At 59.7% G+C, this 25,603-nt stretch carries 26 protein-coding genes; 14 read left to right on the forward strand and 12 right to left on the reverse strand.

The features are described 5' to 3' along the window. Positions 1–69: 69 nt before the first annotated feature. Complete coding sequence (gene pdxR / locus PH547_RS06190; RefSeq protein ID WP_104823945.1) at positions 70–1,485, forward strand: MocR-like pyridoxine biosynthesis transcription factor PdxR; 1,416 nt, start codon at positions 70–72, stop codon at positions 1,483–1,485. 1 nt (position 1,486) lies between these two features. On the opposite strand, the gene PH547_RS06195 is transcribed toward pdxR, so the two are convergent. After that, positions 1,487–2,350 (reverse strand): helix-turn-helix domain-containing protein, encoded by an 864-nt coding sequence (locus tag PH547_RS06195; protein ID WP_104823944.1) that lies wholly within the window; start codon positions 2,348–2,350, stop codon positions 1,487–1,489. A gap of 132 nt (positions 2,351–2,482) precedes the next feature. On the opposite strand from PH547_RS06195, the gene PH547_RS06200 reads away from it, so the two are divergent. Beyond that, positions 2,483–3,418, forward strand: a complete 936-nt coding sequence (locus tag PH547_RS06200; protein ID WP_285167783.1) for a phytanoyl-CoA dioxygenase family protein — start codon at positions 2,483–2,485, stop codon at positions 3,416–3,418. A 65-nt stretch (positions 3,419–3,483) separates the two neighbouring features. Here the strand turns inward: PH547_RS06200 and PH547_RS06205 are convergent, their stop codons facing one another. From PH547_RS06205 to PH547_RS06215, 3 genes are all read right to left on the reverse strand, one after another. Next, complete coding sequence (locus PH547_RS06205; protein WP_260303090.1) at positions 3,484–4,065, reverse strand: histidine phosphatase family protein; 582 nt, start codon at positions 4,063–4,065, stop codon at positions 3,484–3,486. 99 nt (positions 4,066–4,164) lie between these two features. Further along, positions 4,165–4,371 (reverse strand): hypothetical protein, encoded by a 207-nt coding sequence (locus PH547_RS06210; RefSeq protein ID WP_104823941.1) that lies wholly within the window; start codon positions 4,369–4,371, stop codon positions 4,165–4,167. Continuing rightward, positions 4,368–5,123: a COG4280 domain-containing protein gene (locus PH547_RS06215; protein ID WP_104823940.1), complete on the reverse strand. Its 756-nt coding sequence runs from the start codon at positions 5,121–5,123 to the stop codon at positions 4,368–4,370. Before PH547_RS06215 ends, PH547_RS06210 begins: the two co-directional genes overlap by 4 nt. A gap of 202 nt (positions 5,124–5,325) precedes the next feature. On the opposite strand from PH547_RS06215, the gene msrB reads away from it, so the two are divergent. After that, complete coding sequence (msrB, locus tag PH547_RS06220; RefSeq protein ID WP_104823939.1) at positions 5,326–5,814, forward strand: peptide-methionine (R)-S-oxide reductase MsrB; 489 nt, start codon at positions 5,326–5,328, stop codon at positions 5,812–5,814. A gap of 38 nt (positions 5,815–5,852) precedes the next feature. On the opposite strand, the gene PH547_RS06225 is transcribed toward msrB, so the two are convergent. After that, entirely contained in the window at positions 5,853–6,896 is a 1,044-nt protein-coding gene (locus tag PH547_RS06225) for an LLM class flavin-dependent oxidoreductase (RefSeq protein WP_104823938.1), read from the reverse strand. A gap of 203 nt (positions 6,897–7,099) precedes the next feature. On the opposite strand from PH547_RS06225, the gene PH547_RS06230 reads away from it, so the two are divergent. Beyond that, positions 7,100–7,477 (forward strand): cupin domain-containing protein, encoded by a 378-nt coding sequence (locus PH547_RS06230; RefSeq protein WP_104823937.1) that lies wholly within the window; start codon positions 7,100–7,102, stop codon positions 7,475–7,477. 66 nt (positions 7,478–7,543) lie between these two features. Here the strand turns inward: PH547_RS06230 and PH547_RS06235 are convergent, their stop codons facing one another. Beyond that, positions 7,544–9,208, reverse strand: a complete 1,665-nt coding sequence (locus PH547_RS06235) for a phosphoethanolamine transferase (protein WP_104823936.1) — start codon at positions 9,206–9,208, stop codon at positions 7,544–7,546. Positions 9,209–9,463: 255 nt separating this feature from the next. On the opposite strand from PH547_RS06235, the gene PH547_RS06240 reads away from it, so the two are divergent. Continuing rightward, positions 9,464–9,874 carry a response regulator gene (locus PH547_RS06240; protein WP_104823935.1) on the forward strand — a complete coding sequence of 137 codons (411 nt, stop codon included), beginning with the start codon at positions 9,464–9,466 and terminating at the stop codon, positions 9,872–9,874. A 17-nt stretch (positions 9,875–9,891) separates the two neighbouring features. Here the strand turns inward: PH547_RS06240 and PH547_RS06245 are convergent, their stop codons facing one another. The 3 genes from PH547_RS06245 to PH547_RS06255 form a co-directional block, all read right to left on the reverse strand. Then, entirely contained in the window at positions 9,892–10,656 is a 765-nt protein-coding gene (locus tag PH547_RS06245; protein WP_104823934.1) for a phosphatase PAP2 family protein, read from the reverse strand. A gap of 189 nt (positions 10,657–10,845) precedes the next feature. Continuing rightward, positions 10,846–11,334, reverse strand: coding sequence for a cupin domain-containing protein (locus PH547_RS06250; RefSeq protein WP_283046917.1), 489 nt, complete (start codon positions 11,332–11,334; stop codon positions 10,846–10,848). Between the two features lie 171 nt (positions 11,335–11,505). Next, complete coding sequence (locus tag PH547_RS06255; protein ID WP_104823932.1) at positions 11,506–11,883, reverse strand: VOC family protein; 378 nt, start codon at positions 11,881–11,883, stop codon at positions 11,506–11,508. Positions 11,884–12,180: 297 nt separating this feature from the next. Here PH547_RS06255 and PH547_RS06260 point away from each other — a divergent pair, with 297 nt between their 5' ends. Together PH547_RS06260 and PH547_RS06265 are read left to right on the forward strand one after the other, a co-directional pair. Next, entirely contained in the window at positions 12,181–12,576 is a 396-nt protein-coding gene (locus PH547_RS06260; protein WP_104823931.1) for a YciI family protein, read from the forward strand. Between the two features lie 31 nt (positions 12,577–12,607). Further along, positions 12,608–13,879: an RNA polymerase sigma factor gene (locus PH547_RS06265; protein WP_104823930.1), complete on the forward strand. Its 1,272-nt coding sequence runs from the start codon at positions 12,608–12,610 to the stop codon at positions 13,877–13,879. A 109-nt stretch (positions 13,880–13,988) separates the two neighbouring features. Here the strand turns inward: PH547_RS06265 and PH547_RS06270 are convergent, their stop codons facing one another. After that, entirely contained in the window at positions 13,989–15,389 is a 1,401-nt protein-coding gene (locus tag PH547_RS06270; RefSeq protein WP_104823929.1) for an MFS transporter, read from the reverse strand. 121 nt (positions 15,390–15,510) lie between these two features. Between PH547_RS06270 and PH547_RS06275 the strand changes: the two genes are divergently transcribed. The 7 genes from PH547_RS06275 to PH547_RS06305 all read left to right on the forward strand — a co-directional run bounded on the left by PH547_RS06275 (position 15,511) and on the right by PH547_RS06305 (position 22,946). Beyond that, on the forward strand, positions 15,511–16,506 hold the full coding sequence (locus PH547_RS06275; protein ID WP_104823928.1) for a LysR family transcriptional regulator: 996 nt from the start codon (positions 15,511–15,513) through the stop codon (positions 16,504–16,506). 19 nt (positions 16,507–16,525) lie between these two features. Then, the gene (locus PH547_RS06280; RefSeq protein WP_104823927.1) at positions 16,526–17,044 is read left to right on the forward strand and encodes a GNAT family N-acetyltransferase; all 519 of its coding nucleotides are present in this window, start codon (positions 16,526–16,528) and stop codon (positions 17,042–17,044) included. Positions 17,045–17,172: 128 nt separating this feature from the next. Beyond that, positions 17,173–18,282, forward strand: a complete 1,110-nt coding sequence (locus PH547_RS06285; RefSeq protein WP_104823926.1) for a hypothetical protein — start codon at positions 17,173–17,175, stop codon at positions 18,280–18,282. 396 nt (positions 18,283–18,678) lie between these two features. Beyond that, on the forward strand, positions 18,679–19,251 hold the full coding sequence (locus PH547_RS06290; RefSeq protein ID WP_104823925.1) for a PE-PGRS family protein: 573 nt from the start codon (positions 18,679–18,681) through the stop codon (positions 19,249–19,251). 124 nt (positions 19,252–19,375) lie between these two features. Further along, a complete protein-coding gene (locus PH547_RS06295) occupies positions 19,376–21,115 on the forward strand; it encodes a type I secretion system permease/ATPase (RefSeq protein WP_285167788.1) in 1,740 nt (579 codons plus the stop codon). Beyond that, entirely contained in the window at positions 21,112–22,554 is a 1,443-nt protein-coding gene (locus PH547_RS06300; RefSeq protein WP_285167790.1) for an HlyD family type I secretion periplasmic adaptor subunit, read from the forward strand. Before PH547_RS06295 ends, PH547_RS06300 begins: the two co-directional genes overlap by 4 nt. 113 nt (positions 22,555–22,667) lie before the next feature. Beyond that, positions 22,668–22,946 (forward strand): transposase, encoded by a 279-nt coding sequence (locus tag PH547_RS06305; RefSeq protein WP_028751823.1) that lies wholly within the window; start codon positions 22,668–22,670, stop codon positions 22,944–22,946. Between the two features lies 1 nt (position 22,947). Here the strand turns inward: PH547_RS06305 and PH547_RS06310 are convergent, their stop codons facing one another. Beyond that, positions 22,948–23,667 (reverse strand): LuxR C-terminal-related transcriptional regulator, encoded by a 720-nt coding sequence (locus PH547_RS06310; protein WP_285167894.1) that lies wholly within the window; start codon positions 23,665–23,667, stop codon positions 22,948–22,950. A gap of 626 nt (positions 23,668–24,293) precedes the next feature. After that, positions 24,294–25,490, reverse strand: a complete 1,197-nt coding sequence (locus tag PH547_RS06315) for an acetate/propionate family kinase (RefSeq protein ID WP_285167793.1) — start codon at positions 25,488–25,490, stop codon at positions 24,294–24,296. Positions 25,491–25,603 lie beyond the last annotated feature (113 nt).

The raw sequence follows: 25,603 nt of genomic DNA on the forward strand, positions 1-25,603 counted from the left end.
CTATGCCGCCAAAGAGGTAGGTTATAAATAGCCAGTTTTTGTATTTCTAGCAGACCAGTTGGAGATGTCATGGCAGCGATTGCACAATGGCCGGCGCTCGATCGCGTGGCGGGCGACCTAGAAGGCCAAGTGTATCGCGTGATGCGCGATCGCATACTCCAGGGGCAGATGCCGCCGGGACAGCGGCTGCCGTCGACACGAATGCTCGCGATTTCGCTTGGTGTTGCGCGCTCCACCGTGGTCAACGCCTATGAGCGGCTGAAAGCGGAGGGCTATCTGCAATCGGCGACGGGTGCCGCGACCCGCGTCGCCGCATTCACGACACCGCCTCTGCAAGGGCAAGCTGCGTCGACGCCGCTCAGTCCGATGCCGATGACCGAGAGTGCCGCAGGCGGCCTGTTCGAGCCGGGCGTGCCGGATGTTTCAGCTTTTCCGCACGCCGCCTGGGCGCGATGCCTCGGCGCTCGCGGCCGTTCGCTGCGGGTGCATGATCTCGGCTACGGCGCGCATAGCGGCATTCGCGAGTTGCGCGAGGCTATCCTCGATCATATCTCCGCCACGCGCGGCGTGACTGCCCGCCCCGAACAACTCCTCATCGTTCCCTCCACCGGAGCCGCCATCGATCTGCTGGCGCGCGTCCTGTTGCAGCCTGATCGCCCAGATGGGAGGATCGCCTGGATGGAGGAACCGGGTTATGCCACGGCGCAGGCGTTGCTGCGGATGGCAGGCGCGGACCTCGCGCCGGTGCCATGCGACCAGGCGGGCATCGATGTCGCAAGAGCCGCCGGTCCGCCGCCACGGCTGATCTATGTCACGCCCTCGCATCAATATCCGACCGGCGTGACGATGAGCCTGCCGCGCCGTCTGGCACTGCTGGAATTTGCCCGCGCCAACGGCTCGGTGGTGTTGGAAGACGATTATGACAGCGAATTCCAGTATGCCTCCCGCCCGATCGCCGCGCTGCAGGGCATCGATCGCGGCGAAGTGGTTGCCTATCTCGGAACTTTCTCGAAGACGCTCGCCCCCGGCCTGCGCGTCGCCTACGCAGTCGTGCCGTCCTGGCTCGTGTCCGAGGCCGCGGCCGCGCAGCGGCTGAGAGGGGCTGTCGTGCCGATCCACATCCAGGCGGCGCTTGCCGATTTTATCCGCGAAGGCCGTTTTCGCGCGCATCTGAGGCACATGAACGCGATCTATGCCGCGCGTATGGCAGCGGCTGTTTCCGCGTTGCGCCGTCATTGCGGAGATTGGCTCGATATCGGCGAGGGCACCGGCGGGCTGCAACTGGCGACATGGTTCCGCAACGCCAGCACGGATGACCGGGCGGCCTTACAAAGGATCAACGCTCAGGGCTTTGCGCTTCGCTCCATGTCCGCGCTGCATCTTGGCCCTCCGCGGTCGGGACTGCTGTTCGGCATAGCACGCATGGCGCCCGAGGCTGCGGACGCCGCGGCGGCAAGGATTGCCGCGCTGCTTCGAGTTCCCTGAGTCACCGTCTGACGAACAATCTTCTGTACTCCCGTGGCGTCATGCCTTTCAGGGTTTTGAACTGCCTGTTGAAATTGGCGATTGAATTATAGCCGACGGCATCGCTGATATGATGGACCGCTTGATTGGTGGAGGAGAGGCGAGCACAGGCGTCGCCAATGCGCATACGCATGAGGTAGTCGGAAATGGCGGTGCCGGTGTGGCGGCGAAACATCCGATGCAGACCGGAAACGCTGAGCGCGGCGATATCGGCCAATTCGTCCAGGCTGACGGCGCGCGCATAGTTGAGATGCATGTGTGTCAGAACACGGTCGATGCGTTCCCGGCTCTCCCTCAGTTCCTGCGATTGGCCTGGTGCGCTCGCAAGCGGCATCGCCTGCCTGTCGCCGGCAATGGTGACAAGGATGCTCAACAGCGACAGCAGCCGTTCGACGGGCGGTTTTTCAAAGACTGCTTCGAATTCCAGCCGTACCGCCGCGGCGATCTCTTTCGAAAATTGCAAGCCGTTATCGGCTCGCATCACCATCGCCTCGATCGGCCGAAATTCGACAGCACCGCCTGATATCTGCAACAGCCATTCGCGATGGAACCAAAAGACAAGGGCGACATGCGGCTTATGCTCATCGATCTTTGCGCGTGAGGCCCATGTATGCGGCAGGTTGGGTCCGACGAGCACGAGATCGCCGTCGCCGTAATCGCCGCTATGGTCACCGATGAAACGCTGACCGATCGAGTTCAGCGTGAGCGTGAGTTCGAATTCGGGATGATGATGCCATTGAAAGGGGATGACATCGTCGAGCCGCCGGTTGAGCATGCTCCACGACGTTTCCGGCGACTGCGGCAATATCTCAAGATAGGGTCTCATCGGGCGTCAACTAGAGTACAGAAGCCAGAATAGTATCAGAAAAAGCCAGGACCAAGCAACACGGACTGCCGACATCCCATTATTGCTCGAGCATCGCCTGACGTGACAGGGATAACCAGATGGGAGACTCATATGCAGCAAAGTTTGAAACGGGACGCGCATCCAACCGCTTCTTCGGCCGTGACGCAGTTGAAGGACATAAGGAAGACATTGCCGCTGCGGGTTCTCTCGCAACAAGACTGGCAGCATTGGATCACCAAGGGTTATGTGATCGTGCGGCAGGCTGTCCCCCCGGCAAATGTCGAGCGGCTTGCAGAGGTGCTTTGGACCTTCGACGAGAAGGACCCGAATGATCCATCGACTTGGTATGCGCCACAGCGCCGCGAGCACAAGATGAAGGAGCTCAACAACACCGGCATGCTGGAGATCTACAATCACCAGTACCTTTGGGACAATCGCATGGAGCCGCGCATCTATGGCGCCTTCGTTGATATTTGGGACCGCGAAGACCTGTGGGTGACGATCGATCGCGCCAATCTCAATCCCCCGAAGAAGATCAAGGGCAATCCGAACGGCTTCATTCACTGGGATGTCGACACGTCCCTTCGCCCCCTGCCAATAGGGGTTCAGGGCGTCTTGAGCCTGAAGAAGCAGGACGGTGATGTCGGGGGTTTTCAGTGCGTGCCGGAGCTGTTCGAGCACTTTGAGGAATGGGAAGAAACCCAGCCCGCGGATCGGGACCCGATGCACCCCGACATGGCCGGACTTTCGGTCGTCAACATCGACATGGAGCCGGGTGATCTGATGATCTTCAATTCATTGCTTGCTCATGGCGTCCGCCCAAACCATGCGGAAAACCGCGTCCGCATGGCGCAGTATATTTCGATGCATCCGGCCGAGTTCGACAATGTTGCCGAGCGTGAAGAACGCATCCGCTTGTGGCGCGAGCGCGATCATCCGATGCGTGACGCGTTTCCCGGTGATCCCCGGGAGTGGGAAAAACACAATGCCGAGACGGCGGTGTTGACACCGCTGGGCGAAAAACTGCTGGGGCTGACTGCCTGGTAAGGGTGGTCGCGGAGCTTTGATCGAGCGGCCCTATTGCCGCTCGATGTCTATCGATCGACGTCCCGTTAAACCTGGTTCCAGCGGCGGATGACCGGTTCGCTCAGATCGTGTTCATAGCCGAGGATGCTGATGCTGGTGGTGTCGAGCACGAAATGTGCGCCGCCTTGCGGCTGAAGGCCGAGCCAGCGGGCGGCGAAGACCCTCAGGAAATGCGCGCTGGAGAAGATCAGGACGTTGCCGTTCACCTGCCGTAGCTCGCTGATAATCCTGTCGGCTCTTGCGCCGACATCGGCTGCGGTTTCGCCATCAGGGCATCCGTCGCGAAAGAGTTGCCAGCCGGGGCGCTGAGCAAGGATTTCCTTGGTGGTGACGCCCTCATAGGCGCCATAATTCCACTCCGCCAGATCGTCCTTGACGGCACGGGCATCGCCGAAGCCGGCGAGCGTGCTGGTGCTTTTGGCGCGCTCAGACGGGCTCGACCAAACAGTAGCGAAATCGATGGCGGGCAGGCGGCCAGCCACCTTGCGGGCGGCTTCTTCACCGGCGGGGGTAAGGGGGATATCGGCTCGCCCAGTGTGCCGGCCGGACAGGCTCCATTCCGTCTGTCCATGCCGAACCAGATAGATTTCCGGATACGCGCTGCTCATCTGAACGCCTCTCGATCGCGCTGAAATTCCCGTAATTCTTCGCATCTGCGAGACCCTCTGTCGAGGGAGCATGCCGGTGCCCGCAGAGGAATAGTCATGTCATCGTTTCACGGCGCGGCGAACGCTGTATAGGAGGATGGCGAGGCAGCCCAGTAGCAGAAGCAGGCCGCCGATGAGCGGCGGCAATGCGAGAAGCTTGACCGCGACAGCGACCGCGATCACCAGGATCAGGGAAAAGGCCGCTAGGCTGCCGTCGTCGATGAACATGCCGATAAGTTCGGATAGGGCGATGCGGATAATGTTCATTGGACTGCCTTTGCTGTGGATTTGCCGATAGAGCCGCGCAGGCTGCGGATGATGGCGAAGGACGCCAGGGCAACGATTGCGAAGATGGCGATAAGCGCAAGGTCTTCGCCTGGCCAATCCGCGCCGATGCCTTCGCCGGTCCAGAAAATGCCGAAGCTGGTCAGCATCAGCCCGACGATGAATTTGAGCGTGTTTTCCGGCACTGTCGCGAGCGGGCGATGGACCAGCAGACCGATCAGCATCACCAGGATGAACGCAGCCAGAGCGCCGAGGCCGGCAAAGAGCGTCAGGCCATGGGCACCGCCGACGGCGATGACGATGAAGACCACCTCGACGCCTTCCAACAGCACCGCCTTGAACGAAGCAAGGCCGGCGAGATAATCAGCGCGCAGGTCCTCGGATTGTTGCCGGAGCGCCGCTGTTTCCTTGGAGAAGGCTGCTTCCTCATCATGCAGGGCTATTACGCCGAGCGAGCGCAGAATGGCTTTGCGCAGCCAGCGCATGCCGAACAGGATCAGGAGAACGCCGACAACGAATTGCAGTGTGGTAATCGGCACCAGCGCCAACAGCGGCCCGAAGATGAGGACGAGGGCTGCAAGCACCGCAAGCGCGAGAGCGGCACCGGTCAGCGCCGGACGCCAGCTCCGTGTGACGCCGACGGCAAGGACGATAGTGAAAGCTTCCACGACCTCGACGAAAGAGCCAAGGAAGGACGCCGTTATGGTGGAAAGGATCGGTGTGAGACTGTTCATGCAGTGAATCCTGGGCAACGGATAGCTGTCGATTTTGCATGATCTTATCCGAAAGCCGCTCGAATTTTTCGGGTAAGACCATGCCGAAAGTCACATTCATGATCACGTTTCGGTGCTTCACGCGCAGATATGTAACAAAATCCGCGCCAGCGCCGTATATTTTGCGGGACAGGTGATCGTCCCTTCGATGGGAGTTCCAGACATGTTGAACAGACGACTTCTCCTCATCGCCGCTGGCCTCGGGGCGGTTGCGGCCCGACTTGGTTTGGCTTCAGGCCCGGTCGTTGCGGCCGAGAAATTTCCCGTTACCCACACCGACGAAGAATGGCACAAGCTGCTGACGCCGGACCAATATGCCGTGCTGCGCGAGGAGGGGACGGAATATCCTTTTTCCAGCCCGCTGCTGCATGAGGAGCGCAAGGGCAATTTCGCCTGTGCCGGCTGCCAGCAGGATGTTTTCTCTTCAAGCACGAAGTTTGACAGCGGCACCGGCTGGCCGAGCTTTTGGGCGCCGATCGACGGTGCAGTCGGAACGACTGAGGACCATTCCTTCGGCATGGCGCGTACGGCTGTGCATTGCAGCCGCTGCGGCGGCCATCTCGGCCATGTCTTTCCGGACGGGCCAAAGCCGACAGGCTTGCGCTACTGCATGAACGGCGTTGCCATGACATTCCACGAGATTTCGGCCTGATCGCCGAAGGGCGAGCCTTCCGCTGAAAAAGCTGGATCTCAGCTCTCGTTGCTTATCGCCGCTCGCACCGCGGGGATAACTTTCTGGCCATAAAGTTCGATGCAATGCATCAGTTTGCTGTGGCTGAGCATGCCGGCGCTGTATTTCAACTGGAAGCGGCTGATGCCGAGCGTCTTGATGACCGGTGCGAGCTTGGCGGCGACGGTTTCGGGCGAGCCGACATAGAGCGAACCGCTTTCGATCTCGCTATCGAATTCGTTGCGCGTCATCGGCGGCCAGCCGCGCTCGCGGCCGATGCGATCGCGCATCGCCTTGTAGCTCGGCCACAGTTCTTCGCGGGCCAGATCGTCCGTATCGGCAATATAGCCCGGCGAATGGATGCCGATCGGCTGAACCGTACCGCCCAATTGCGCGAACGCCCTGTGATAGAGATCAATATAGGGCTGGAAGCGGTAAGGGCTGCCACCGATGATCGCCAGCATCAGCGGCAGGTTATATTGTGCGGCGCGGACGACCGAAGCCGGGCTGCCGCCAACGCCAATCCATGTCTTTAGGCTACCCTTCTCGATCGTCGGGAAGACGCGCTGATTGCTGAGCGGCGGGCGTGTCGTTCCCTTCCAGTTGACCGGTTCGTTGGAAAGCAGGGCGGCGAAAAGATCGAGCTTTTCCTCGAACAGTTTTTCATATTGCGACAGCTCGAAACCGAAGAGCGGGAAGGATTCGGTGAACGAACCGCGGCCGAGGATCACCTCGGCGCGCCCGCTCGAGGCCGCATCCAGGCTGGAAAAACGCTGGAAGACGCGGATAGGATCGTCTGAGCTCAAAACCGTGACTGCGGAGCCAAGGCGGATACGCGATGTACGGCCGGCAATCGCGGCAAGCACCGTTTCCGGCGAGGAGACGGCGAAATCCTGACGATGATGCTCGCCGATGCCGAAGAAATCGACCCCGAGCTGGTCCGCGAACACGCCTTCCTCGATCACATTACGGATGACCTGTGCGTGGGATTCCAGTGTTCCACCTTCGTCTTGGGTCACGTCGCCGAAGGTATCGAGCCCGAATTCGACAGTGTTTGCCGTCATGATTTTTCCGTCGCCTATAGCAATTCCATTAGGGGGAGGCCTTTACCCCCGTTCCCCCGCGCGAACCATCCGCAAAGTTTCGGCGATTCCGTTCGAAGAATTCGATATGGTCCCGGTGTGGTAATGTGGTGGCGTTGCGTTTGACGCGGCCGCCATCAATAGCGTCCCGGCATTCGATCGTTGGAGGGAAAAGGAGGAGGCGCATGTCAGAGCTGAAGAAAATCAATCTCACGAAAGCCTTTGCGGCGTTCAACGAGCCTTGGATCCCGCGGATCGGCGGCGACATCAACGACTTTCAGATCAAACTCGTCAAACTCGAAGGCGCCTTTCATTGGCATCATCACGAGGAGGAGGACGAGTTGTTCCTCGTTATCAGAGGCACGCTTCGCATGAAGCTGCGCGAGGAGAATGGCGGCGATATCATCCTCGGCCCTGGCGAATACATCATCGTGCCGCACGGCGTCGAACATTGCCCCACGGCGGAGCCGACATGCGAGGTTCTGCTGCTGGAGCGGAACACGACGCTCAATACCGGCAATGTGGAGAATGAGCGCACGGTGCGTCAGCCGGCGCGGCTTTGAACGGTGCGGGAGGACTTGCGATCGCGGCTTAGCGGGACCGCAAGTCGGGTTCGAGGCTGCTCGCCGTCAATTCAATTGCGCCAGCTTGTTCGGCGAACGGCGGCATTCGGCGAAGACATCCAGGCTGCGGTCGTAGACCTTCGTCGCGACATCCATCAGGCCGAGGACGCTGTGGAAGATATTGTCGTGAGAATAGGTGCCGTCAGCGGCGCGTTTTCCGAGGCAGGCCATGTCATAGCCGCCCGTCTTTGCCAGATCGTCGGCCACCCAGACCAGGAACGGCACATGGGTCTGTTCCGAAGGGGCGATGATATAGGGCGTACCGTGCAGGTAGATCCCGTTTTCGCCAAGCGACTCGCCGTGATCGGAGAAATACACGACTGCGCCGGACAGCGAATTTGAGCGCTGCTTCAATTTATCGATCACCGTCGAAACGATATGGTCCGTATAGAGGATCGTATTGTCGTAGGCGTTGGTGATCTCTTCCGGCGTGCAACTGCCGAAATCATTGGCGCGGCAGTCGGGCTGGAAGCGGCGGAACTCTTCGGGATAGCGCTGGTAGTAGGCAGGGCCGTGGCTGCCGAGTTGATGCAGCACGAGGACGCTGTCTCCTTTGACATGGTCCAGCCAGTTATCGACCTTGTCCACCAGGATAGCATCCAGGCATTCGCCATCCTTGCAGAAGCGGGGATCGGCCGATGTCGGCAGATAGGTGTAGGGAACGCGGTCGGTGACGTGATAGCTGCCCGTATCGTTGTCCAGCCAGCTCACGTCGACCTTCGCATGGGTCAGCACGTCAAGAAGATTCTGCGTCTCTAGGCCCTTCAGGTGGGTATATTGCTCCCGCGTATAAACGGAGAACAGACAAGGGATCGAGGTTGCTGTCGCCGTCCCGCAACTGCTGGTCTTGGGGAAGTAGACCACATTCTGTTTCGCCAGTTCCGGATTGGTCATCTTGCCATAGCCGCCGAGTGAAAAGTTTTTGGCACGCGCGGTTTCGCCGGCGACGATGATCGTCACGCGCGGCTTGCCGTTATCTGTCGTGCCAACCCTGTGGGCATCCGTCCCCAGAGGCTGTGCGACAATGCTTGAATCCTTGCGCGAGTTGATGGCGTAGCGCACGGCGCTGGTGATCGGCATTACTGGATTGAGCATATCCACGAGATCGGGGTGCGCACGGCCGACACCTGCGAACGTCTTGTAGAAGCTGGTGCCTACGATCACGAAGACGGTGAGGCAGGAGAGGATGACAGCGGTATTATAGGCAAGCTTCTTGAGAAGGGGGCGATGCGCGATGCGTACCCATGCAATCACCAGAGATGGCAAAACACCCGTCAGCAGCACATGCATCGCAAAGCGCAGCGTGATCAGATGGCCAGCCTCGGCGCCAGTCGATACCGCGGCATTACGGATCATCTCCTTGTCGATGATGACCCCGAATTGATCGTTGAACCAGGAGGACACCGCCGCCACGAGAACGAAGAAAATCAGGATCGGCTTCGTGAGGTATTTGGCGGAGAAAGACGTGAAGAGCGCCATGATGGCCGCGGAGATGCCAATGGCGAAGGCGGCAAAGGCAACAGGCTCCGCAATAAAATAACCATAAGCCTTGGTCCAAAATGCCTGGTTCGTCACAAGAAGGATATAAATCGTGGTTAAAAGGCAAAGTGTAACGCTGCCGATTGCTGGCCGGATGCTTCGTCGGCCAGGCTGGATGTTTTTATCGTCCAATGTTTTTCTCCAAGGCGTTTCCTGCGAAGCGAGTCGGAAACCGCAGACCGCAGCGCATAGGGCGCAACTTTGACTATTTTAAAGCGCGCGACCGTGCCCGCCGTTCCTGACATTTACCTGAACGGCATTCGTTTGTGCACAACTGATTGACGATCGTTGCCGTTTTCCCGCTCTTTTCGGCGCTTGGGCACGCGAATTTCAGGTCGCCGTCAGCAATCCCGATCATAGCTTCATGTCTCGAACAAGGGAGAAGTCGTGCGGATTTTGCTGGTCGAAGACAATGCCATTATCGGCAATGCGGTGCAGGATCATTTGCTTGCAGAGGGCTGGACAGTCGATTGGTCGACGGACCTTAAGTCCGCGATGACGGCGGCCGCCGCCGGAGCTTATAGCGTCGTTCTCCTCGACCTTCGCCTGCCGGACGGAAGCGGCCTGGAACTGCTGAGATATATGGGGACGAAGGTCGATTCGACGCCGGTGATCATCATGTCCGCTTATGATCAGCTCTCGGACCAAATGACTGGAATGAGCATTGGTGCGGTGGACTATCTTATAAAGCCGTTCGGGCTTGGCGAGCTCACCGCTCGCATCCGCAGAGCTACAGCATCTTCAAGCGCCGGAAAATCGGGACATCACCGGTCGAGCGTTCTTCCGAAAGCCGGCTGAACGCGGCAACATTGCGCTCAAGGCCGCTGCGATCTGGGGCCGAAAATCTCGAAAACGGTCAACATGGCTGCGAAGATGACCAGCGACAAAAGCCAACCGAGGACTGCATCGGAGAGATAGTGGGCACCGGTCAGAACACGCATCGTCGGCATTATGATCGACGCGACGGCGAGCGGCACTCCGAGAGGAAGACGCCAGCGCGGCGGCAGCAGCAGGACGAGACAGAGAAGCCATCCGGCCGATGATGACTCTCCGGAAATGAAAGAACAATTCTTCAGGCATTGGCCGGCAAACGAGCCCGCCTCAACGAAATTGAACACTCCACCGAAGAGATCGGTATCGCGGGGGCGCGGCCGGCCGGAGAACGCTTTCAGGATCAGATTGACGATGACGCCGCAGCCGAGGGCAAGTGACAGGAGTGCCGCTACGCACTGGTTGACTTTTGGTGTGCGCCAATGGGGTCCGAGTTTCCTCCAGGACAAGTAAATGACGGCGAGCAGCACGACCACTGCGATATAGGGTAAAACGAGCGTGATGGAGCGCAGATTGACGAAGAGCCGATCCCTGTCATAGCCAAACATGCCGCAGACATCGCCGACCGGGTCTGCCGAAGCGCAAGGCCCATTCGTAAAGACGCTACCGGCGACGGAAAGATCGATCTGGGGAAATCTGTTGAAGAGAAGAAGCAGCAAACACCAAAGTGCGGATAGTGCTAGGAACGAGGCGAGCGGCCTTCCGAACGACGCCGCACGTTTGGGGTAGGCAACATAATCTTCATACATCAGGAAACGCCGTCTTCCGTCATCGCATACAGGAATGGGACGAGGGTCCGTCGGCCTCGAAACGCACTGATGATCTTCGCCCATCATTCCCTACGGCAGAAGCCTGACAGTAGCCTGAAACATCAAATGCTTACGACCCACGGTTTCTCCTTTTGGTGAATGAACAGTAGATTTCCGCGATTGCGGCGATTACCGAGCGCGATCATTTGCGGAGCGAGCGGAGAGGGCCTCGGTTTCGTCGTTGACGATTCCCAGCCTTGCCTCGATGACAGCAATCTTTTCGGGCGTATCCGCGCCTGTCGCTTCGATGTCTATGAAAAGTTGTTCACATCCGCCGGGCGTAACAGTGACGAACATCTGGCCGGTTTCGTCGCTGATGTTGCGCCAGCTATGGCGCACATGTGGGGGCAGCGCGACGACGGTGCCGGGAGCGGCATCGAACCCCTCTTCGCCGCACTGGAAGCGGTATGTGCCACGAATGATGCGAAATACCTCCATCTCGCGCGTATGGGTGTGCGGCGCGGGTCCTTGGCCGGGCGCGGTGAATGTTTCCCACATGCCCATGGCGCCATTTGTATCCGCGGCGGTTGCGTGAATGACGACGGGGGCGCCGAAGGGCGTGCGGGCGATCCGTTCAGCGCCCGGCCGAGAGATAACTGCCTTGCTGAATATCGTCATGTCTGCCTCCAAGGTGAAGGTTACAATAGGATAGCACTGATATTCTCGGACGAAGGCGAGGAGATTAGCACGGGACAGCTCAGGATTGAAGGCGGGCTTGTTTTGTATCCGGCGGAAAATCCTAGCCGAGGCCCGCCTGACCGGCGCTTCTATTGTATTTCTATCCGCAGATTATTCGCCGGTCTGGAAGTAAGCTTCGAGGCGATAACCGTCGGGATCGATGATGAAGGCTGCGTAATAGAATTGGCTGTAGTCAGGCCGGATGCCAGGCTTGCCGTTGTCCTCGCCGCCGTTGGCAAGCGCGGCGGCGTAGAAGGCGTCGACCGCCGCCTGGCTCGGCGCGACGAAGCAGAAATGCAGCCCGGAGCCGCGATCGGCCGGAACCGGCCGCTCCACTTCCATGACCCAAAATTGCGCCCGCTCCGCGCCATATCCGATCGTGCCTTCGAAATTCGACAGCCGCTCGTAGCCGAGCGGTGCCAGTGCCGCGTCGTAGAATTGCCGCGCTCTGTCCAGGCTTTTGACACCAATCGAGATGTGATCGAACATAAAACAGGCTCCTGTTGTCGGCTTTCGCGGCTTCATGCTTGCCAGGGCTGAAGGTATTATCATCCCTTCAAATCCAATGGCTTCGGCGTTGGCTCCAACCATCTTTCAACGACCGTTCGAAGTCAATGAAGAGTGCGGGGAAGAGCGCGGCGCCTGTTTGGGATCTTGAGCCAGAGGCGCCTTCGATGCATTTTTTCAAATCGTCTGTCGATTTTCGAAGGACTGCTTCGTCGTTGTATTGAGCGAGACAATTCAGCGGCACTGGCGCCAGCGGCTCGCCTCGAAAGGAATGGTCAAATGCGTTTCATGTCTATCATCACCTCCGCTCAAATCGGCATGCCGACGCCGGAGCTCATGGAAGCCATCAGCAAGCTCGCCGATCGCGAGACCAAGGCCGGCCGCATGATCGACACCGCCGGGCTTATGCCGATGGAAACCGGGGCTCGCGTCAGCATCAAGGACGGCAAACTCGTCATCGTCGATGGCCCGTTCGTTGAGGCAAAGGAAGTGGTTGGCGGCTATGCGATCTTCGAATTTCAGAACAAGGAGGAAGCGTTGGCGCTGACGGTCGAATTCATGCAGCTCCACATAGATCACATGCCGGGCTGGGAGGGCACGTGCGAGGTTCGTCCGTTCTTCACGCCGGATATGTACCCATGCAGCGCGCACTCGGTCGCGGCCGAGGTCGCGTGAGGCGAGCGGCCGAAAGAGGGAATAGGCGGCCATGACGGCCGCCAACGCCCATCGCACGATCCTCGCCGTCTGGCGGATCGAGCAGCCCCGGCTGATCACCAGCCTGGCAAGGATGTTGCGCGACGTGCCTTTGGCCGAAGACCTGACGCAGGAAGCGCTGTTGGCGGCTCTGGAACGGTGGCCGGAGACGGGTGTTCCGGAAAGACCCGGTGCATGGCTGATGGCGACCGCCAAGCGCCGCGCGCTGGATCATATGCGCCGCCGCGAGATGCTTGGGCGCAAGCACGACATGATCGCCCGGGATATGGACGAGGAGCAGCAGGCCATGCCCGATTTAGACGCTGCCCTCGACGACGACATAGGCGACGAACTGCTCCGTCTCGTTTTCACCGCCTGCCATCCATTGATATCGCGGGAGGCCCGGGTCGCCTTGGCGTTGCGGATGATCTGCGGCTTGACGACAGAGGAGATCGCGCGGGCTTTTCTGTTGCCGGAGGCGACGATCGCACAGCGTATCGTCCGCGCCAAACGAACCCTTTCGGAATCAGGTCTCGCCTATGAGACGCCCCGCGGCGAGGAGCTCGCGCAGCGGCTCGCCTCCGTGCTGGAGGTCGTCTATCTCATTTTTAACGAAGGCTATACGGCGGCGCGCGGCGAGGACTGGCTGCGGCCTCAGCTCTGCAACGAAGCACTGCGCATGGGCCGCGTGCTCACCTCGGTCTCTCCAAACGAACCCGAGGCACATGGGCTGCTGGCGCTGATGGAGCTGAACGCCTCGCGCGCTGCGGCGCGCACCGACGCAGCGGGCGAGCCGATCCTTCTGCTGGAACAGAACCGTGCCCTTTGGGATCAGCTCCAGATCCGGCGAGGGCTGCGAGCACTTGCGCGGGCACGGGATCTCGGCGGTGCAAGCGGTGCTTACGCTCTGCAGGCGGCCATTGTCGCCTGCCACGCGGAGGCCAGGACAGCCGAGGCGACCGATTGGGCGCGCATAGCCGGGCTCTATGCGAAACTGGCGGCGGTTGTGCCTTCGCCGATCATCGAACTCAATCGCGCCGTCGCGGTTGGCATGGCGGAAGGGCCGGAGGCTGGGCTGGCGATCGTGGATCAGCTTGCAGACGAGCCGGCGCTCAGGGGATATCACCTGTTACCGAGCGTTCGCGGCGATCTGCTGCAGAAGCTTGCTCGCCATGAGGAGGCGAAAGCCGCTTTTGAAGCGGCGGCAGCCCTGGCCGGAAACCAGCGGGAACGCGACCTGCTGATGCGGCGTGCCGCCGAGGCGGCGGCACTGTCGTCATCATAATATTTGCCGGGGCAATGGCCATTTCCTTCGACAATCAGCTTCGGGATAGTCGACGCTGGCTGATTGCAAATACCCGCACTCAAGACGGTGCGGGTATTTGCGACACCAACTATTCCGCCGCCTGATAGACATTCGAACGCGACGTCGATGTCCTCGGGCCGACCGCCGCCAGCAATGTCACCGTAGCGGCCAATATCGCGACGAAGGCGGTGCCGGCGATATAGGGATTCCAGCCGAAGCTTGGTGCCGCGCCGAAGGTGGCGGATGCGGCTGCCAATACGATGCCGCCGCCGATCTGGAAGGAGGCGAACAGCAGCCCGGAGGCCAGGCCCGACTTATCGTCTTCGACATCGGAGAGGGCGGCCACCTGCACCGACGGATAGGTCATGGCATAGCCGACGCCGAGCAATAGCTGAGAGACGGCGACGAGCAGGATCGGATTGATGTTTCCGACCGAGAGGACCCAGAAGACATAGCTGATGGCTTGCAGCCCGACGCCAAGCGTCATCAGGCCGGTCGTGCCGCGATTTTGCCCGATCGCCGCAAATCGTGGTGCTAGGAACATGACACAGACGCCGCCGAAGGCGAAGGAAAAGCCAGTAGCGAAGGCCGACCAGCCGACGACGTCCTGGTAGTAGAGCGTCGCGATGAACTGGAAGCCGACATAGGAGCCCTGGAAAAGAGCGGCAATGGCGTTGGCATGGCTGAGCTTTGCCCGCCGGAAGATGGCAAGCGGCACCATCGGATCCCTATGCCGGGCCTCGACCAGCAGGAAGAGCAGGATGAGGACCACCGCCGCGACCAATGCTCCCCAGGTCGGAAATGCCTGCCAGCCCGCGGCTGCGGCGTTGGTAATGCCGAAGACGAAGAGCAGCAATCCGGGCGTGATCGTCAGCGCACCGGCCCAGTCGAAGTGCGGCCGCGGCCCAGTGCGCCGATGATCGGTAGGCAGGACGAAGGGCGCAAGCATCAGTGCGAGGATGGCAACGGGCGCGCCCATGACCAGCGTCGCCCGCCAGCTAATGATGGTTGCGGCGCCGCCCAGCACCATGCCGAGCACAAATCCGGCAGCGCCGGTGGAGGAGAATACGCCGAGCGCCTTGGCGCGGGCGCTTCCTTCCCCAAATACGGACAGCAGCAGAGCGAGTGCCGCCGGCGCGGTGAAGGCTGCGGCTATGCCCTTGACCAGACGTGCGGCGATCAAGGTCGGCGCGCTGTCGACGAAACCGCCGGCGATGCTGGCGGCGGCGAAGACGCCGAGCGACCAGAGGAAGACGCGGCGATGGCCGAAAAGATCGGCAACGCGGCCGCCGAGCAGCAGAAAGCCGCCATAGCCGAGCACATAGGCACTGACGGCCCATTGCAGCGATGTCGCCGGAATGCCGAGCTCTGTCTGGATTGCGGGCAGGGCTACGCCGATGGTGGAGACATCCATGGCGTCCAGGAAGTTGGCGGCGCAAAGCAGCAGCAATGCCAGCCCGGCTCCGCTTCGTGGTTTGGAATAAATCATCGGGATCGTTCCTTCGTATGCTGCCGCCTCTCGGGAGGTTGGCGGGCGGCAGGGAACGAGAAAATGTACAGCTTCCAACCCTATTGCAAATTGATAGTAACCATGTCAGGTATTACTGGTGATGATGAATGACGCCACGCTTCGAAAGATCGACCTCAATCTGCTGCTCGCCTTTTCCGTGCTCATGCAGGAACGGAATGTGAGCCGTGCCGCCGAGCGCCTGCTGCTTGGCCAGCCCGGCCTGTCCGCTGCTCTGCGCCGGCTGCGCGAGACGCTCGATGACGAATTGTTCGTGCGCGTCGGACGCGGCTTGCAGCCGACGCCTCGCGCTCTTTCCATTGCTCCGGCCATCGAGGATGCGCTTTCGGGCATCGAGCGCGCCATCCGCCCTCCGGCGGCCTTCGATCCCGGAAGCTGGGAGGGTGAGTTCCGCGTCGGGCTATGCGACAATTTGGAATCGGCTTTCTTCGGGCCACTGGCGGCGCGGTTGCGGAAGCTGGCGCCCGGCGTTCGATTGGTCAGCGTGGCGTTCGACAGGCGCGATGCCGCGCGTCTGCTGGACGAGGGAGCCTATGAGTTCAGCATCTCCGTGCATGACGAACCCGCCTCCTGGCATATTCGCGCGCCTTTGTTCGAACAGGCCTCGTTGTGCATCTACGATGCCCGGCATTTGAAATGCACGATGCCGCTGAGCCTGAAGCAGTTCGCGAATGCGCCGCATGTGACGGTGTCACTCGAGGGCGCCATATCGACCAATGTCGATGTCGCTCTTGCACGCCTCGGCCATCGCCGCCAGGTGGTGGCGACAGTGCCGCGTTTTTCCGCTTTGCCGCCGACATTGCGCGCCATTCCGGCCATTGCGACCGTTCCGGAGTCCATTGCCCGCTGCATGGCGCAGCTTCACGATCTGACGATTTCAGCGCCGCCGTTCGAATTGCCGGCGGACCCGGTGACGATGCTCTATCGCCGCGTCGATCAGGCCGACAGCCGGTCGGTCTGGCTGCGTCGCTTGTTCGTGGAAGTCGTGGCGGAAGCGCTGAAGGCGAGTGGCTGCAGCATGGGCGTTTCCACGGCTGCCTGCTGCTTCGACAAGGTTCCTTTGGACGAGGCAGTGTGAATTTCGAGAGAGTGGTCCAATGCCATTACCTTTGGTTCGACGCACGAAGCGCTTGCTGTTGCGCATGCCGGTTGAGGCCGACCTCGACTTCGTGACGGCCCTCTTTGCCCGGCCGGAACTCGTCGCGCACCGGCCCGATCCGAGGCCGGATACGCCGGACGCAAGTGCGCGACGGCTCTCTCGTGACATGGATCACTGGCCTCACCACGGGTTCGGTCGCTGGGCTGTCGAGGCGGACGGCAGGCTGATCGGCTTCGGCGGCGTGACCGTGTCGAAGGAATTCGATGGCCTCAATCTGTCCTATCATCTGCATCCGGATAGCTGGGGACACGGCTATGCGACCGAGCTGGTGAGGGAGGCTTTAGCGTTTTCATTCAATGACTTGCATGCCGAGAGAGTCATCGGCCTGGTCCGCTCGGTCAATGTCGCTTCCAGACATGTTCTGGAAAAATGCGGCTTCGCCTTCGAGCGTGAAGTCATGCTGCACAATGCGCCGACCAATCTCTTCGTGCTCACCGCCTACGGCCAAAAAGTATGACCGCCAAATGGCTGTTATCCTGCCCATATGGGCGTAGACGAATTGCAGGCTCTTCTTTTTGTCCGTCCCATTCCACAATGGGGTTCGACAATCCGCGCCATGCGCGAGAGTGCAAGGGGGAGACCGCGATGACGGAAACTCGTCTGACAGGGGAAGACGCGTCCAACGCGAGCATGAGTCAAAACGTGCTCTCCGGTTCCGGTGCAGGACATCTGGCGCTGGTTCCCACATGGATGCCGTTGGATCTTGCATCGAACCAGAACGTCAATTCCGCAGGAAGCGGCGGCGACGGAATCGCGACCGGCATTATCAGCAGCAATCCCCTCGCTATCTTCACCCCATCCAACATGGCGATAGCCGGCCCTCATTCGACAGCGGACGCCTTTCAGGGCAATGGTGCGCTTATCAATCAACACTCCACCGAAATGGCCGGCCTTGGCGGCGATGGCGGCAGCGGCAATATCGCGCTCGGCGGTATCGGCAGCACCTCCGTCAACCATGCCGGAACCGGCGGCAACGGCCTGTTTTTCGGCGGTATCGTGAGCTCTGATGTTGCCGTCTTCGCGCCGGTGAATACCGCCGTTGCTGGCGGTGAGGGATCCGTGGCGCATTCGGAACAGACGAACAACGCAGCGTTTCTGCAAGGCGCAACCCAGATCGGCGGCGTCGGCGGCTCGGGCGGCGACCATAATCTGGCCGCTGGTGGCGGAGGGACGGAGAGTGCCGCCTCAAGTGCCGCAAACACCCTCATTTTCAATGGTGACAACTATGCTGGCCATGGTGGCGACGGCCACTTCATCGGCAGCATGATCGATGTGAACGTCGCCATCTTTTCGCCAATCAACATCGCGGTCGGCGCTGCTGGCGGCTCGGCGGAAGCTCATCAGACGAACGATGTGATTTTTGACCAGGGCGGTATCCAGATGGCGGGTATCGGCGGCAACGGCGGCGGTTTCAACCTGTCGTCGGACACGATCTTCACCGGAAACAGTATGGGCGGCGGTGGCGGAGCGGGTTCTGCGAACGGAAGTTTCGTCGATGTCAGCATCGGGTACTTCCATCCCATCAACATTGCCGTTCCCGCCGGCGGCACGGCCGACGCCCAGCAGATCGACCATATCCTCACCGATCAGCATACGCTGCAACTGGCGGGCATTGGCGGTCATGGCGGTGAGGGTAACCTGACGGATGCCCATTCGGCTCTCGTCGATGACATCCTCAATTTCATGCATAGCTAGGTCGGCTGAGCCGTTCAGAGACTGCTTTATCTTTTGTTTTTTCGCAGTTGCGGATGGAAAAGCCGCTCAGCACTTTTGTCGAAATTGCGTCAGAAGCGCGTGTTCGCTGGAACACGCGCAGATCATTTCAGTTCCGCGTTCCAACTCTCAACGGAAGTGTTCGTGGAGAGCATCGCCCCCTTTTGCGAGCCCCGTGCCTGCTGTTATTTCGGCATAACCATTTGGGATACATCCTCTTTCCCGGCCATACCCCACCCAAAGGGACATCTCCGAATATCCGGCTGGTTCACCGGTTGAATTGCGAGCACTGTCTGCAAGCGGTTTTCTTGCCTGGTAATGACGTACCGGCATCGGGCCGTGGGAGACTTTCGGACCGAATAGGAGAGGAGTTAAACTATGCCTATTCCACAGATAACTGATACGATCAATCTCACCGATCCCACTGCAGGCAACGCCAATGCCGGCAATGGCGGCGACGGATACGGCAACGGGAATATTCACTACGATCCCACTGCCTATGTCAATAACTACCAGGACGTCTACGGGGCCTCAACTGATCTCCATAATGGCGATCACGTTCACCAGATGGCTGACTGGGATGCCGGCGGCGGCGGAGCTGGCGGATTGGCCCAAGCTTATAACGCCGCGCTTTCCGCACTCACCGCAACCGGTGGAGCTGGCGGGAGCGCCACTTCGAACGGTAGCCAAGGCTCTGTGAGCGGCGGCGACGTAGCAGCGGTTTCTGCAGCCACGACAGCCACGCAAGACACTACATCGTTGATCGACCAGCATGCCACCATCATATCCGGCATGGGTGGCAATGGCGGTAACGGCAACACGGCACTAGGCGGTAGTGTATCGACTGCGTTGGTTCATACGGACACCATCAGCACGGCCGTATCGAATGCCTTCGATCATTTCGACAATTCTTTTGGCGGCAGCATCGACGTGCACCACCTCGGTACGTGATCGATTATGCCAACCGGCCCGTGAATTCGGGTCCTGAGGATCGCAGGTTCCGGCCAGCGATCCTCGTATTTATGACAGTTCGACCAAGCATTCGCCTTGTCATAATCCGGAGCTGCGAGATCTGATGACGCCAACAAATCTTGCACAAGCCCAGCGCCAGCAGACACAACTGGTCATAGCCCTTCGGGCCTGCGCCGGAGCCTTCGGCTTGGTTTTTCTTTATAGCTGCGGCTACAATCTCTTTCTTCTCGCCCCTTCCATCTATCTCTTGCAGATATACGATCGGGTGATGTCGAGCCGCAGCATCGATACGCTGATAATGCTGACGCTCATCATCTCGGTTGCGGTAGTGGTCGGCTCCACTCTTGATATTGTGCGCAGAGCAGCACTTTCGCGCATCGGCAGTTGGCTGGACCATCGATTGCGTCCGGATGTCCTGAACGCTTCATTCGAATATGCGTCCCGTGCAGATAGCAGCGTTGCGGCCGATTGTTACCGCGACCTTGCCTCGCTGCGCCAGTTCCTCGATTCGCCGGCAAGTGCGCTTCTCTTCGATATTCCCTGGGCGCCGATTTTCCTGCTGCTGCTCTTTCTCGTTCATCCCCTGCTGGGTGCGATCGGTCTTCTAAGTGCAGTCGCTCTCCTGTCGCTTGCCCTCCTGACGGAACTGGCGACACAGCAGCCGATCGCGCAGGCCAATCTCGCGCTGTCCCGAAGCTATGGGCGGCTTGCGACCGCTCTCCGATATATTCAGGTGATCCGCGCCATGGGGATGCAGGACGGCGCGGCGCAAATCGTCTATCGCGATGCCGAGGCGGCCAGAAAAGCGCAGGACACCGCCATGCACCGCACCGAGATTATTCTGGGGTTCTCAAAGTCCATCCGGACTCTAACCCAGATTCTCGTCATGGGAGCGGCCACATGGCTGGTGCTCGAGGATAACAGCAGCCCCGGCATCATCTTTGTCGCGAGCCTTTTGCTCGGCCGGGGTCTTGCACCGGTCGAGGGCGCGATCGGTGCATGGCGTTCGTTTGCGTTTGCGCGCAATTCCTTCAATCGTCTCAATAAGATGCTGATCGTAGTTTCTTCGCAGGACGATCTTCGCACGATACCCATCCCCGATCCCAGCGGTCTCATCCTCGACAATGTCGGCTACGCCCTGCCGTTTGCCGACCGACCCATATTGAAAGGCGTCACGCTGCACCTGATGCCAGGTGACTGTGTTGCGCTCATCGGCCCGTCCGGGTCCGGGAAGTCGACGCTCGGCCGGATCATGGCCGGCGTCCTGCATCCGACAAGCGGATGCACGCTCCTGGGCGGCGTCGACATTTCCGCGCTGCGCCTCTGCGCCAACACGCGTCATGTCGGCTATTTGCCGCAGGATATCGAACTTTTCGGCGGAGCCATCAAGGACGTGATCGGGCGCCTGGACGGCGCGGATCCCACCAGGGCCATCGAAGCGGCAAAGCTTGTCGGACTGCACGAAACCATCATGCGGCTGCCGCAGGGCTATGAGACCGACATTGGCGAAGGGGGAAACTTGTTGCTGCGCGCTCAGCGGCAGCAGCTCGGATTGGCGCGCGCCGCCTACGGTAATCCCTCGCTGGTGGTGCTCGACGATCCGAATTCCAGCCTGGACTATGAAGGCGAACGCATCCTGTTCAACGCGATCGAACGCATGAGATCCAGGCGAATGATCGTGGTCATCATTACCCACCGAATGGGAGTTCTTCCCGTCACCAACAAGATCGCGATCATGCGCAATGGCATGGTCAATGCGTTTGGAGAAAGCGAGCACATCTACGACACCTATCTTCGCCCGCCATCGCCGACGCAGACACTGGAAGGAAAGGCCGCGTCATGACCACCATCCTTCCTTCCGGCGCCCCAGCTAAATTCATAAACGCGTCAAACCCAAGCAGCCGGTCTGCCCAGAGAATGGAAGCCGCCAAGAAGTTCCTGAGCTATGCCCCGGTCCTCGATGCGGATTTCATGAGGCTGGCGCCGCCGTCGCCGATGCCGGTACTGCGGTCGGTGAAGCGGACTGGCAACCTGCTGATCTGCATCTTCATCCTGGGGTTCGGGATATGGTCGCTTCTCGCTCCGCTGAAGAGCGCAGCGGTCGCGTCCGGTGTCGTGGAGCCGGAGTTCAGCCGCAAGACCATCCAACATCTGGAGGGCGGAATCATCAGGCAGATTCTCGTCAAGAACGGCGACGCCGTCACCTCGGGGCAAGTGCTCATCCAACTCGACGATACGAAGTCGCGGTCGGAGCGCGACAGTGTTCAGGGACAGCTCTGGGACACCGAGGGCATGCATGCGCGCCTGGTTGCCGAAGAGAGCGGTACCGACCAGATTACCTTTCCTCCAGACCTTGTCGCGTTGATGAACGACACTCCGTCGGTCAGAGCCATCATGGTTGGGCAGCAAAGGATATTCGAGACGCGCCGCCAGGTGATGCTGTCCGAGATAGGGATCACGCAGGAGAAGATGAGGCAGGTCCAGCAGGAGATCATCGGGCTCGGCGCGCAGAAGGCATCGCTCGCCGACAGGGCCGAAATCTCGCGGCAGGAGATGGAGTCGGCTACCAGCCTCGTTTCCAAAGGAGCTGAGAGAAAGAGCAGGATTTTCAACCTCGGACGCGAGAAGGCGGATATCGACGGTCAAACCGGCGAGGTGGACGCCCAGATATCGCGCGCCTATCAGGTGATCAGCGAGGCACAGGCCAATCTGGTGAAACTGCAGAGCGATCGGCTGAATGAAGTCGCCCAGGGCCTGCGCGATACGGAAAGTCAGATCCTGCAGTTGAGCGAACGTTTGCGGGCGATCGACGATCAGCTTGCCAGAACCGAAGTCCGGGCGCCTGAGGACGGGGTAGTCATGGACCTGCGTTTCCATACGGCAGGCGGCGTGGTCGGCGCGGGCGAACCGCTCGTCGATCTGGTGCCGCGCGAAGCCCATCTCGTGATATCGGCACATGTACGGCCGGAGGATATTAATTTGGTGCATCCGGGGTTGGAAGCACAAGTTCATCTTCTACCTTATAATCAGAGGCGTGTTCCGCTGCTGAAAGGTATAGTGGATTATGTCTCGGCAGATCGCCTTGTCGATAAGCAGACCGGTCAGGCCTACTATGCGGCGACGATCCGCGTAACAGACGAACGATTGGCGAAGATGCACGATGTCGCGATGGTTCCGGGCATGCCCGCCCAGACATTGATTGAAACGGGCAAGAGCAGTGTCGCGTTTTATGCAATCAGACCGCTTCTGGATAGCTTCAACAGAGCGTTTCGTGAGGATTGAAGCGAAACCCGGAGCAGGGCTCGGAAATGCGACGCGAATATGGATTGGTACTCCCACCATTCCTTCCTGGCGCCTCTGAATTTCTAGCATGTCGCCGTCGAAGGGACGCAGTGATGGGTAAACGAAAATTCAATGATGACAGGATCATGGACATTCTGAAGGAGCATCAGGGTGGCATGACGGTGACGGACGTGTGCAGCAAATACGGGATCAGCGAACCGACCTTCTATCGGTGGCAATCCCTGCAGCTCAAAAATGTCGGCTTCGACGTCAAGAGGTTGAAGGCTTTGGAGGAGGAAAACCGGAAGCTCAAGAAGCTCTTGGCTGAAACCATGCTCGCAGCGGCAACGTTAAGCGAAATGCTTGAAAAGACATCCAAGGAAAGCGCTTAGTTTACGATGCCGCCGCATCATGTCCGTTGGTTAGCCTGTAACCCAAACGGGCGACGACTTCGGTCCGGTTCTGGACCTGCAGCTTGCGCATGATGTGCTGCACGTGCATTTTTACCGTGTGGCCCGAAAGGTTGAGCTTTCCTGCAATCACCTTATTCGAACAGCCACGTTGCAGTTCGGCGAGCACATCCGCTTCGCGCGGCGTGAAGTCGGCAAGATCGGGACTATGCGCCCGCGCCTCTATCATCCTTTGACTATCATCATGAGAGTCGGCGTGCCTGGCTAAACCGTTCGTCAGCGCATCCAACGGCTGCGGGTAGAATATGCCGCCCGCGAGAACCAGCCGCAGCCCGGCAAGCGCGATCTCTATGGGAATGGAGGTGGTGAAAAAGCCACGAATGCCCATTTTCAGCGCCTGGGACGCGATAGAGGCGTCATCCGTACTCGACAACAGTGCGACCGGCGCTTCGGAAAAGCGTTCTGCGATAGCCGTGAGATCGTCCAGCAGTTCCGCGCTTTCTACGCTCCTGCCCTCCAAGCCCAAAGCAATCAGACGGACATCCATTCCGAGAGCCCTATCAAGACTCTCAGTAGAGACCATATCAACAAACTCCCAGCCGACGAGTTCGTGCTCGAGAAGCTTCACGATGGTCGTACGGGCAAGTGTATGGTGGTCTATGATGATGACCGTCGGCGCATTGCGCCCGATCCGGCGTTTCATTCCTGAACTGATGGACACGTGTTGCCCCCCAAGGATAAATGCGTTCCATCTAGGCCCGCGAATATTATACCGCTTGTTGTGTCATGTCATGATAAAATGGGGATTAATCCGCCTGCAACCCAGCGTGACGCAATATAAGCATCTTCTAATCACAACCTTTAGACGTATTTCTATGACCCTGGGGGACGCTCTCGCAAGGCCGTTTTCAGGTGCTGTTTTTTGAATATCCGCCGCCCGAAAAGCTTGACTACAGTAGCGCGACAATAGTCACCATCATTTGATAGAGAGGCGAGAGCTATTGAAAAATAAGGAACGTTAGGGTCGTTCGGCGCTATCCCAGCGAACGGGCAAGGCGGGATCACCCAATCCCGTATCTGTGTCCGGCCCGAATGTCGATGCTTGCGGAGGCTGCGATTCAACGTTGGATGGAAGGTTATCAGAGTTCGCTATCTTGCTCCTGTTACCGGCCGTCTTCTGCGGACGGTTCGGGGTGTGCAACGCAATGTAAGATTCCGCACATATCCTATCAACAAACTTGCTAGACTTTGATCGGTATCCGATAAATTTGTGGGTCGAGGCTTCGAAGGTCTTTCGAATACGAAACTATCGCCGATCGAGCGTGGTGCTTATGATCTGGATCGCTCGCCCGCAAAAATCGACAGGGCCTCATCGGCAATGATCTGCTCTTCGTCCGTCGGAATGACGAAAGCTGTAATAGAACTTGATGATGTGCTGACGATAGGCGCGTTGGCGGCGTTCGCGTCCTCGTCGATCTCAAGGCCCAGCCATCGCAGGCGGTCGCAGATATCAGTGCGAATTTCCGGCTGGTGCTCGCCGATGCCGGCGGTGAAGACAAGACTGTCCAGGCCGCCGAGCGTCGCCGCCATTCGCGCGACCTCGCCGGCAATGCGCAGACAAAACAGATCGATCGCCTCTCGCGCTTCCAGCTTCGAGCTTTTCAATAGGTCGCGCGTGTCGGCGCTGATGCCGGAGACACCGAGCAGACCGGATTTGTGATAGAGCATGTCTTCCACATCTTTCGGCGTCCTGCCTTCCGGCCCAAGAAGATGCAGCAGCACGCCGGGATCGAGATTGCCGCAGCGCGTCGCCATGGGAATGCCGTCCAGCGTCGAGAACCCCATGCTGCAGTCCCGGCTTTCGCCCTTGTCGAGGGCGCACAGGCTGGCTCCGCTGCCAAGATGGGCGACGATGACCCTGCCGGCCGCGGCCTGGGGTGCCCGCCGCCGCAGTTCGGCGGCGATGAAGGCATAGGAAAGGCCGTGAAAGCCGTAACGTTTGATCCCCTGATCGTGCAGCGTGCGGGGAAGGGCGAAACGGCGAACGAGATCGTTCTGCGTAGCGTGGAAGGCAGTGTCGAAGGAGGCAGTCTGTGCGAGCGCCGGTCGCAAATGCTTGACGGCGCGGATCAGGCGCAGCGCCTGTGGCTGGTGCAGGGGCGCGAGCACGGTCAGATCCTCAATGTCGCGGATGCGGTCTTCATCGAGGCGCACCGGGCCGGTGAACCTATCGCCCCCGTGGACCACGCGATGGCCGATGGCGTTTATCGCGGACATGTCGAAATGCTCGCCGAGGATGCCGAAAGTTTCCTCCACGACTTCGTGTAAGTGCTCGACCGCATCCGTTTGCAGAGAGCGATCGAAGGTGGCCCGGCCTGCCGTCAAATGGAAGGCGAGGGGTTGGAGGCGAAAGTCGATCTGGCCCTTGCCGACGCGGCAGGCTTTGTCTTCCCGGACCTCGAACACGCCGATTTTGACGGTCGAGGAGCCGGCATTGAAAGTCAGAAGCAGGTTTCCGCTCGTCATGGGCCGGTCTCGTCGTGAGAGTGAGAGACTTAAATTTGCCGCCATATGCAAAGCGAAGACTGGAACGCCACCAAACCGCAGGATTCATAGCGGCAAAAGATAATTTCGGCTGC

Source organism: Rhizobium cerradonense (genome assembly GCF_030182455.1).
Lineage (GTDB): Bacteria > Pseudomonadota > Alphaproteobacteria > Rhizobiales > Rhizobiaceae > Rhizobium.

What these genes read in the sequence shown, in the direction of transcription:
- pdxR (WP_104823945.1), top strand. Translation starts at nt 70, where the DNA reads ATGGCAGCGATTGCACAATGGCCGGCGCTCGATCGCGTGGCGGGCGAC.
- PH547_RS06195 (WP_104823944.1), bottom strand. Translation starts at nt 2,350, where the DNA reads ATGAGACCCTATCTTGAGATATTGCCGCAGTCGCCGGAAACGTCGTGG.
- PH547_RS06200 (WP_285167783.1), top strand. Translation starts at nt 2,483, where the DNA reads ATGCAGCAAAGTTTGAAACGGGACGCGCATCCAACCGCTTCTTCGGCC.
- PH547_RS06205 (WP_260303090.1), bottom strand. Translation starts at nt 4,065, where the DNA reads ATGAGCAGCGCGTATCCGGAAATCTATCTGGTTCGGCATGGACAGACG.
- PH547_RS06210 (WP_104823941.1), bottom strand. Translation starts at nt 4,371, where the DNA reads ATGAACATTATCCGCATCGCCCTATCCGAACTTATCGGCATGTTCATC.
- PH547_RS06215 (WP_104823940.1), bottom strand. Translation starts at nt 5,123, where the DNA reads ATGAACAGTCTCACACCGATCCTTTCCACCATAACGGCGTCCTTCCTT.
- msrB (WP_104823939.1), top strand. Translation starts at nt 5,326, where the DNA reads ATGTTGAACAGACGACTTCTCCTCATCGCCGCTGGCCTCGGGGCGGTT.
- PH547_RS06225 (WP_104823938.1), bottom strand. Translation starts at nt 6,896, where the DNA reads ATGACGGCAAACACTGTCGAATTCGGGCTCGATACCTTCGGCGACGTG.
- PH547_RS06230 (WP_104823937.1), top strand. Translation starts at nt 7,100, where the DNA reads ATGTCAGAGCTGAAGAAAATCAATCTCACGAAAGCCTTTGCGGCGTTC.
- PH547_RS06245 (WP_104823934.1), bottom strand. Translation starts at nt 10,656, where the DNA reads ATGTATGAAGATTATGTTGCCTACCCCAAACGTGCGGCGTCGTTCGGA.
- PH547_RS06250 (WP_283046917.1), bottom strand. Translation starts at nt 11,334, where the DNA reads ATGACGATATTCAGCAAGGCAGTTATCTCTCGGCCGGGCGCTGAACGG.
- PH547_RS06255 (WP_104823932.1), bottom strand. Translation starts at nt 11,883, where the DNA reads ATGTTCGATCACATCTCGATTGGTGTCAAAAGCCTGGACAGAGCGCGG.
- PH547_RS06260 (WP_104823931.1), top strand. Translation starts at nt 12,181, where the DNA reads ATGCGTTTCATGTCTATCATCACCTCCGCTCAAATCGGCATGCCGACG.
- PH547_RS06265 (WP_104823930.1), top strand. Translation starts at nt 12,608, where the DNA reads ATGACGGCCGCCAACGCCCATCGCACGATCCTCGCCGTCTGGCGGATC.
- PH547_RS06270 (WP_104823929.1), bottom strand. Translation starts at nt 15,389, where the DNA reads ATGATTTATTCCAAACCACGAAGCGGAGCCGGGCTGGCATTGCTGCTG.
- PH547_RS06275 (WP_104823928.1), top strand. Translation starts at nt 15,511, where the DNA reads ATGATGAATGACGCCACGCTTCGAAAGATCGACCTCAATCTGCTGCTC.
- PH547_RS06280 (WP_104823927.1), top strand. Translation starts at nt 16,526, where the DNA reads ATGCCATTACCTTTGGTTCGACGCACGAAGCGCTTGCTGTTGCGCATG.
- PH547_RS06285 (WP_104823926.1), top strand. Translation starts at nt 17,173, where the DNA reads ATGACGGAAACTCGTCTGACAGGGGAAGACGCGTCCAACGCGAGCATG.
- PH547_RS06290 (WP_104823925.1), top strand. Translation starts at nt 18,679, where the DNA reads ATGCCTATTCCACAGATAACTGATACGATCAATCTCACCGATCCCACT.
- PH547_RS06295 (WP_285167788.1), top strand. Translation starts at nt 19,376, where the DNA reads ATGACGCCAACAAATCTTGCACAAGCCCAGCGCCAGCAGACACAACTG.
- PH547_RS06300 (WP_285167790.1), top strand. Translation starts at nt 21,112, where the DNA reads ATGACCACCATCCTTCCTTCCGGCGCCCCAGCTAAATTCATAAACGCG.
- PH547_RS06305 (WP_028751823.1), top strand. Translation starts at nt 22,668, where the DNA reads ATGGGTAAACGAAAATTCAATGATGACAGGATCATGGACATTCTGAAG.
- PH547_RS06310 (WP_285167894.1), bottom strand. Translation starts at nt 23,667, where the DNA reads ATGAAACGCCGGATCGGGCGCAATGCGCCGACGGTCATCATCATAGAC.
- PH547_RS06315 (WP_285167793.1), bottom strand. Translation starts at nt 25,490, where the DNA reads ATGACGAGCGGAAACCTGCTTCTGACTTTCAATGCCGGCTCCTCGACC.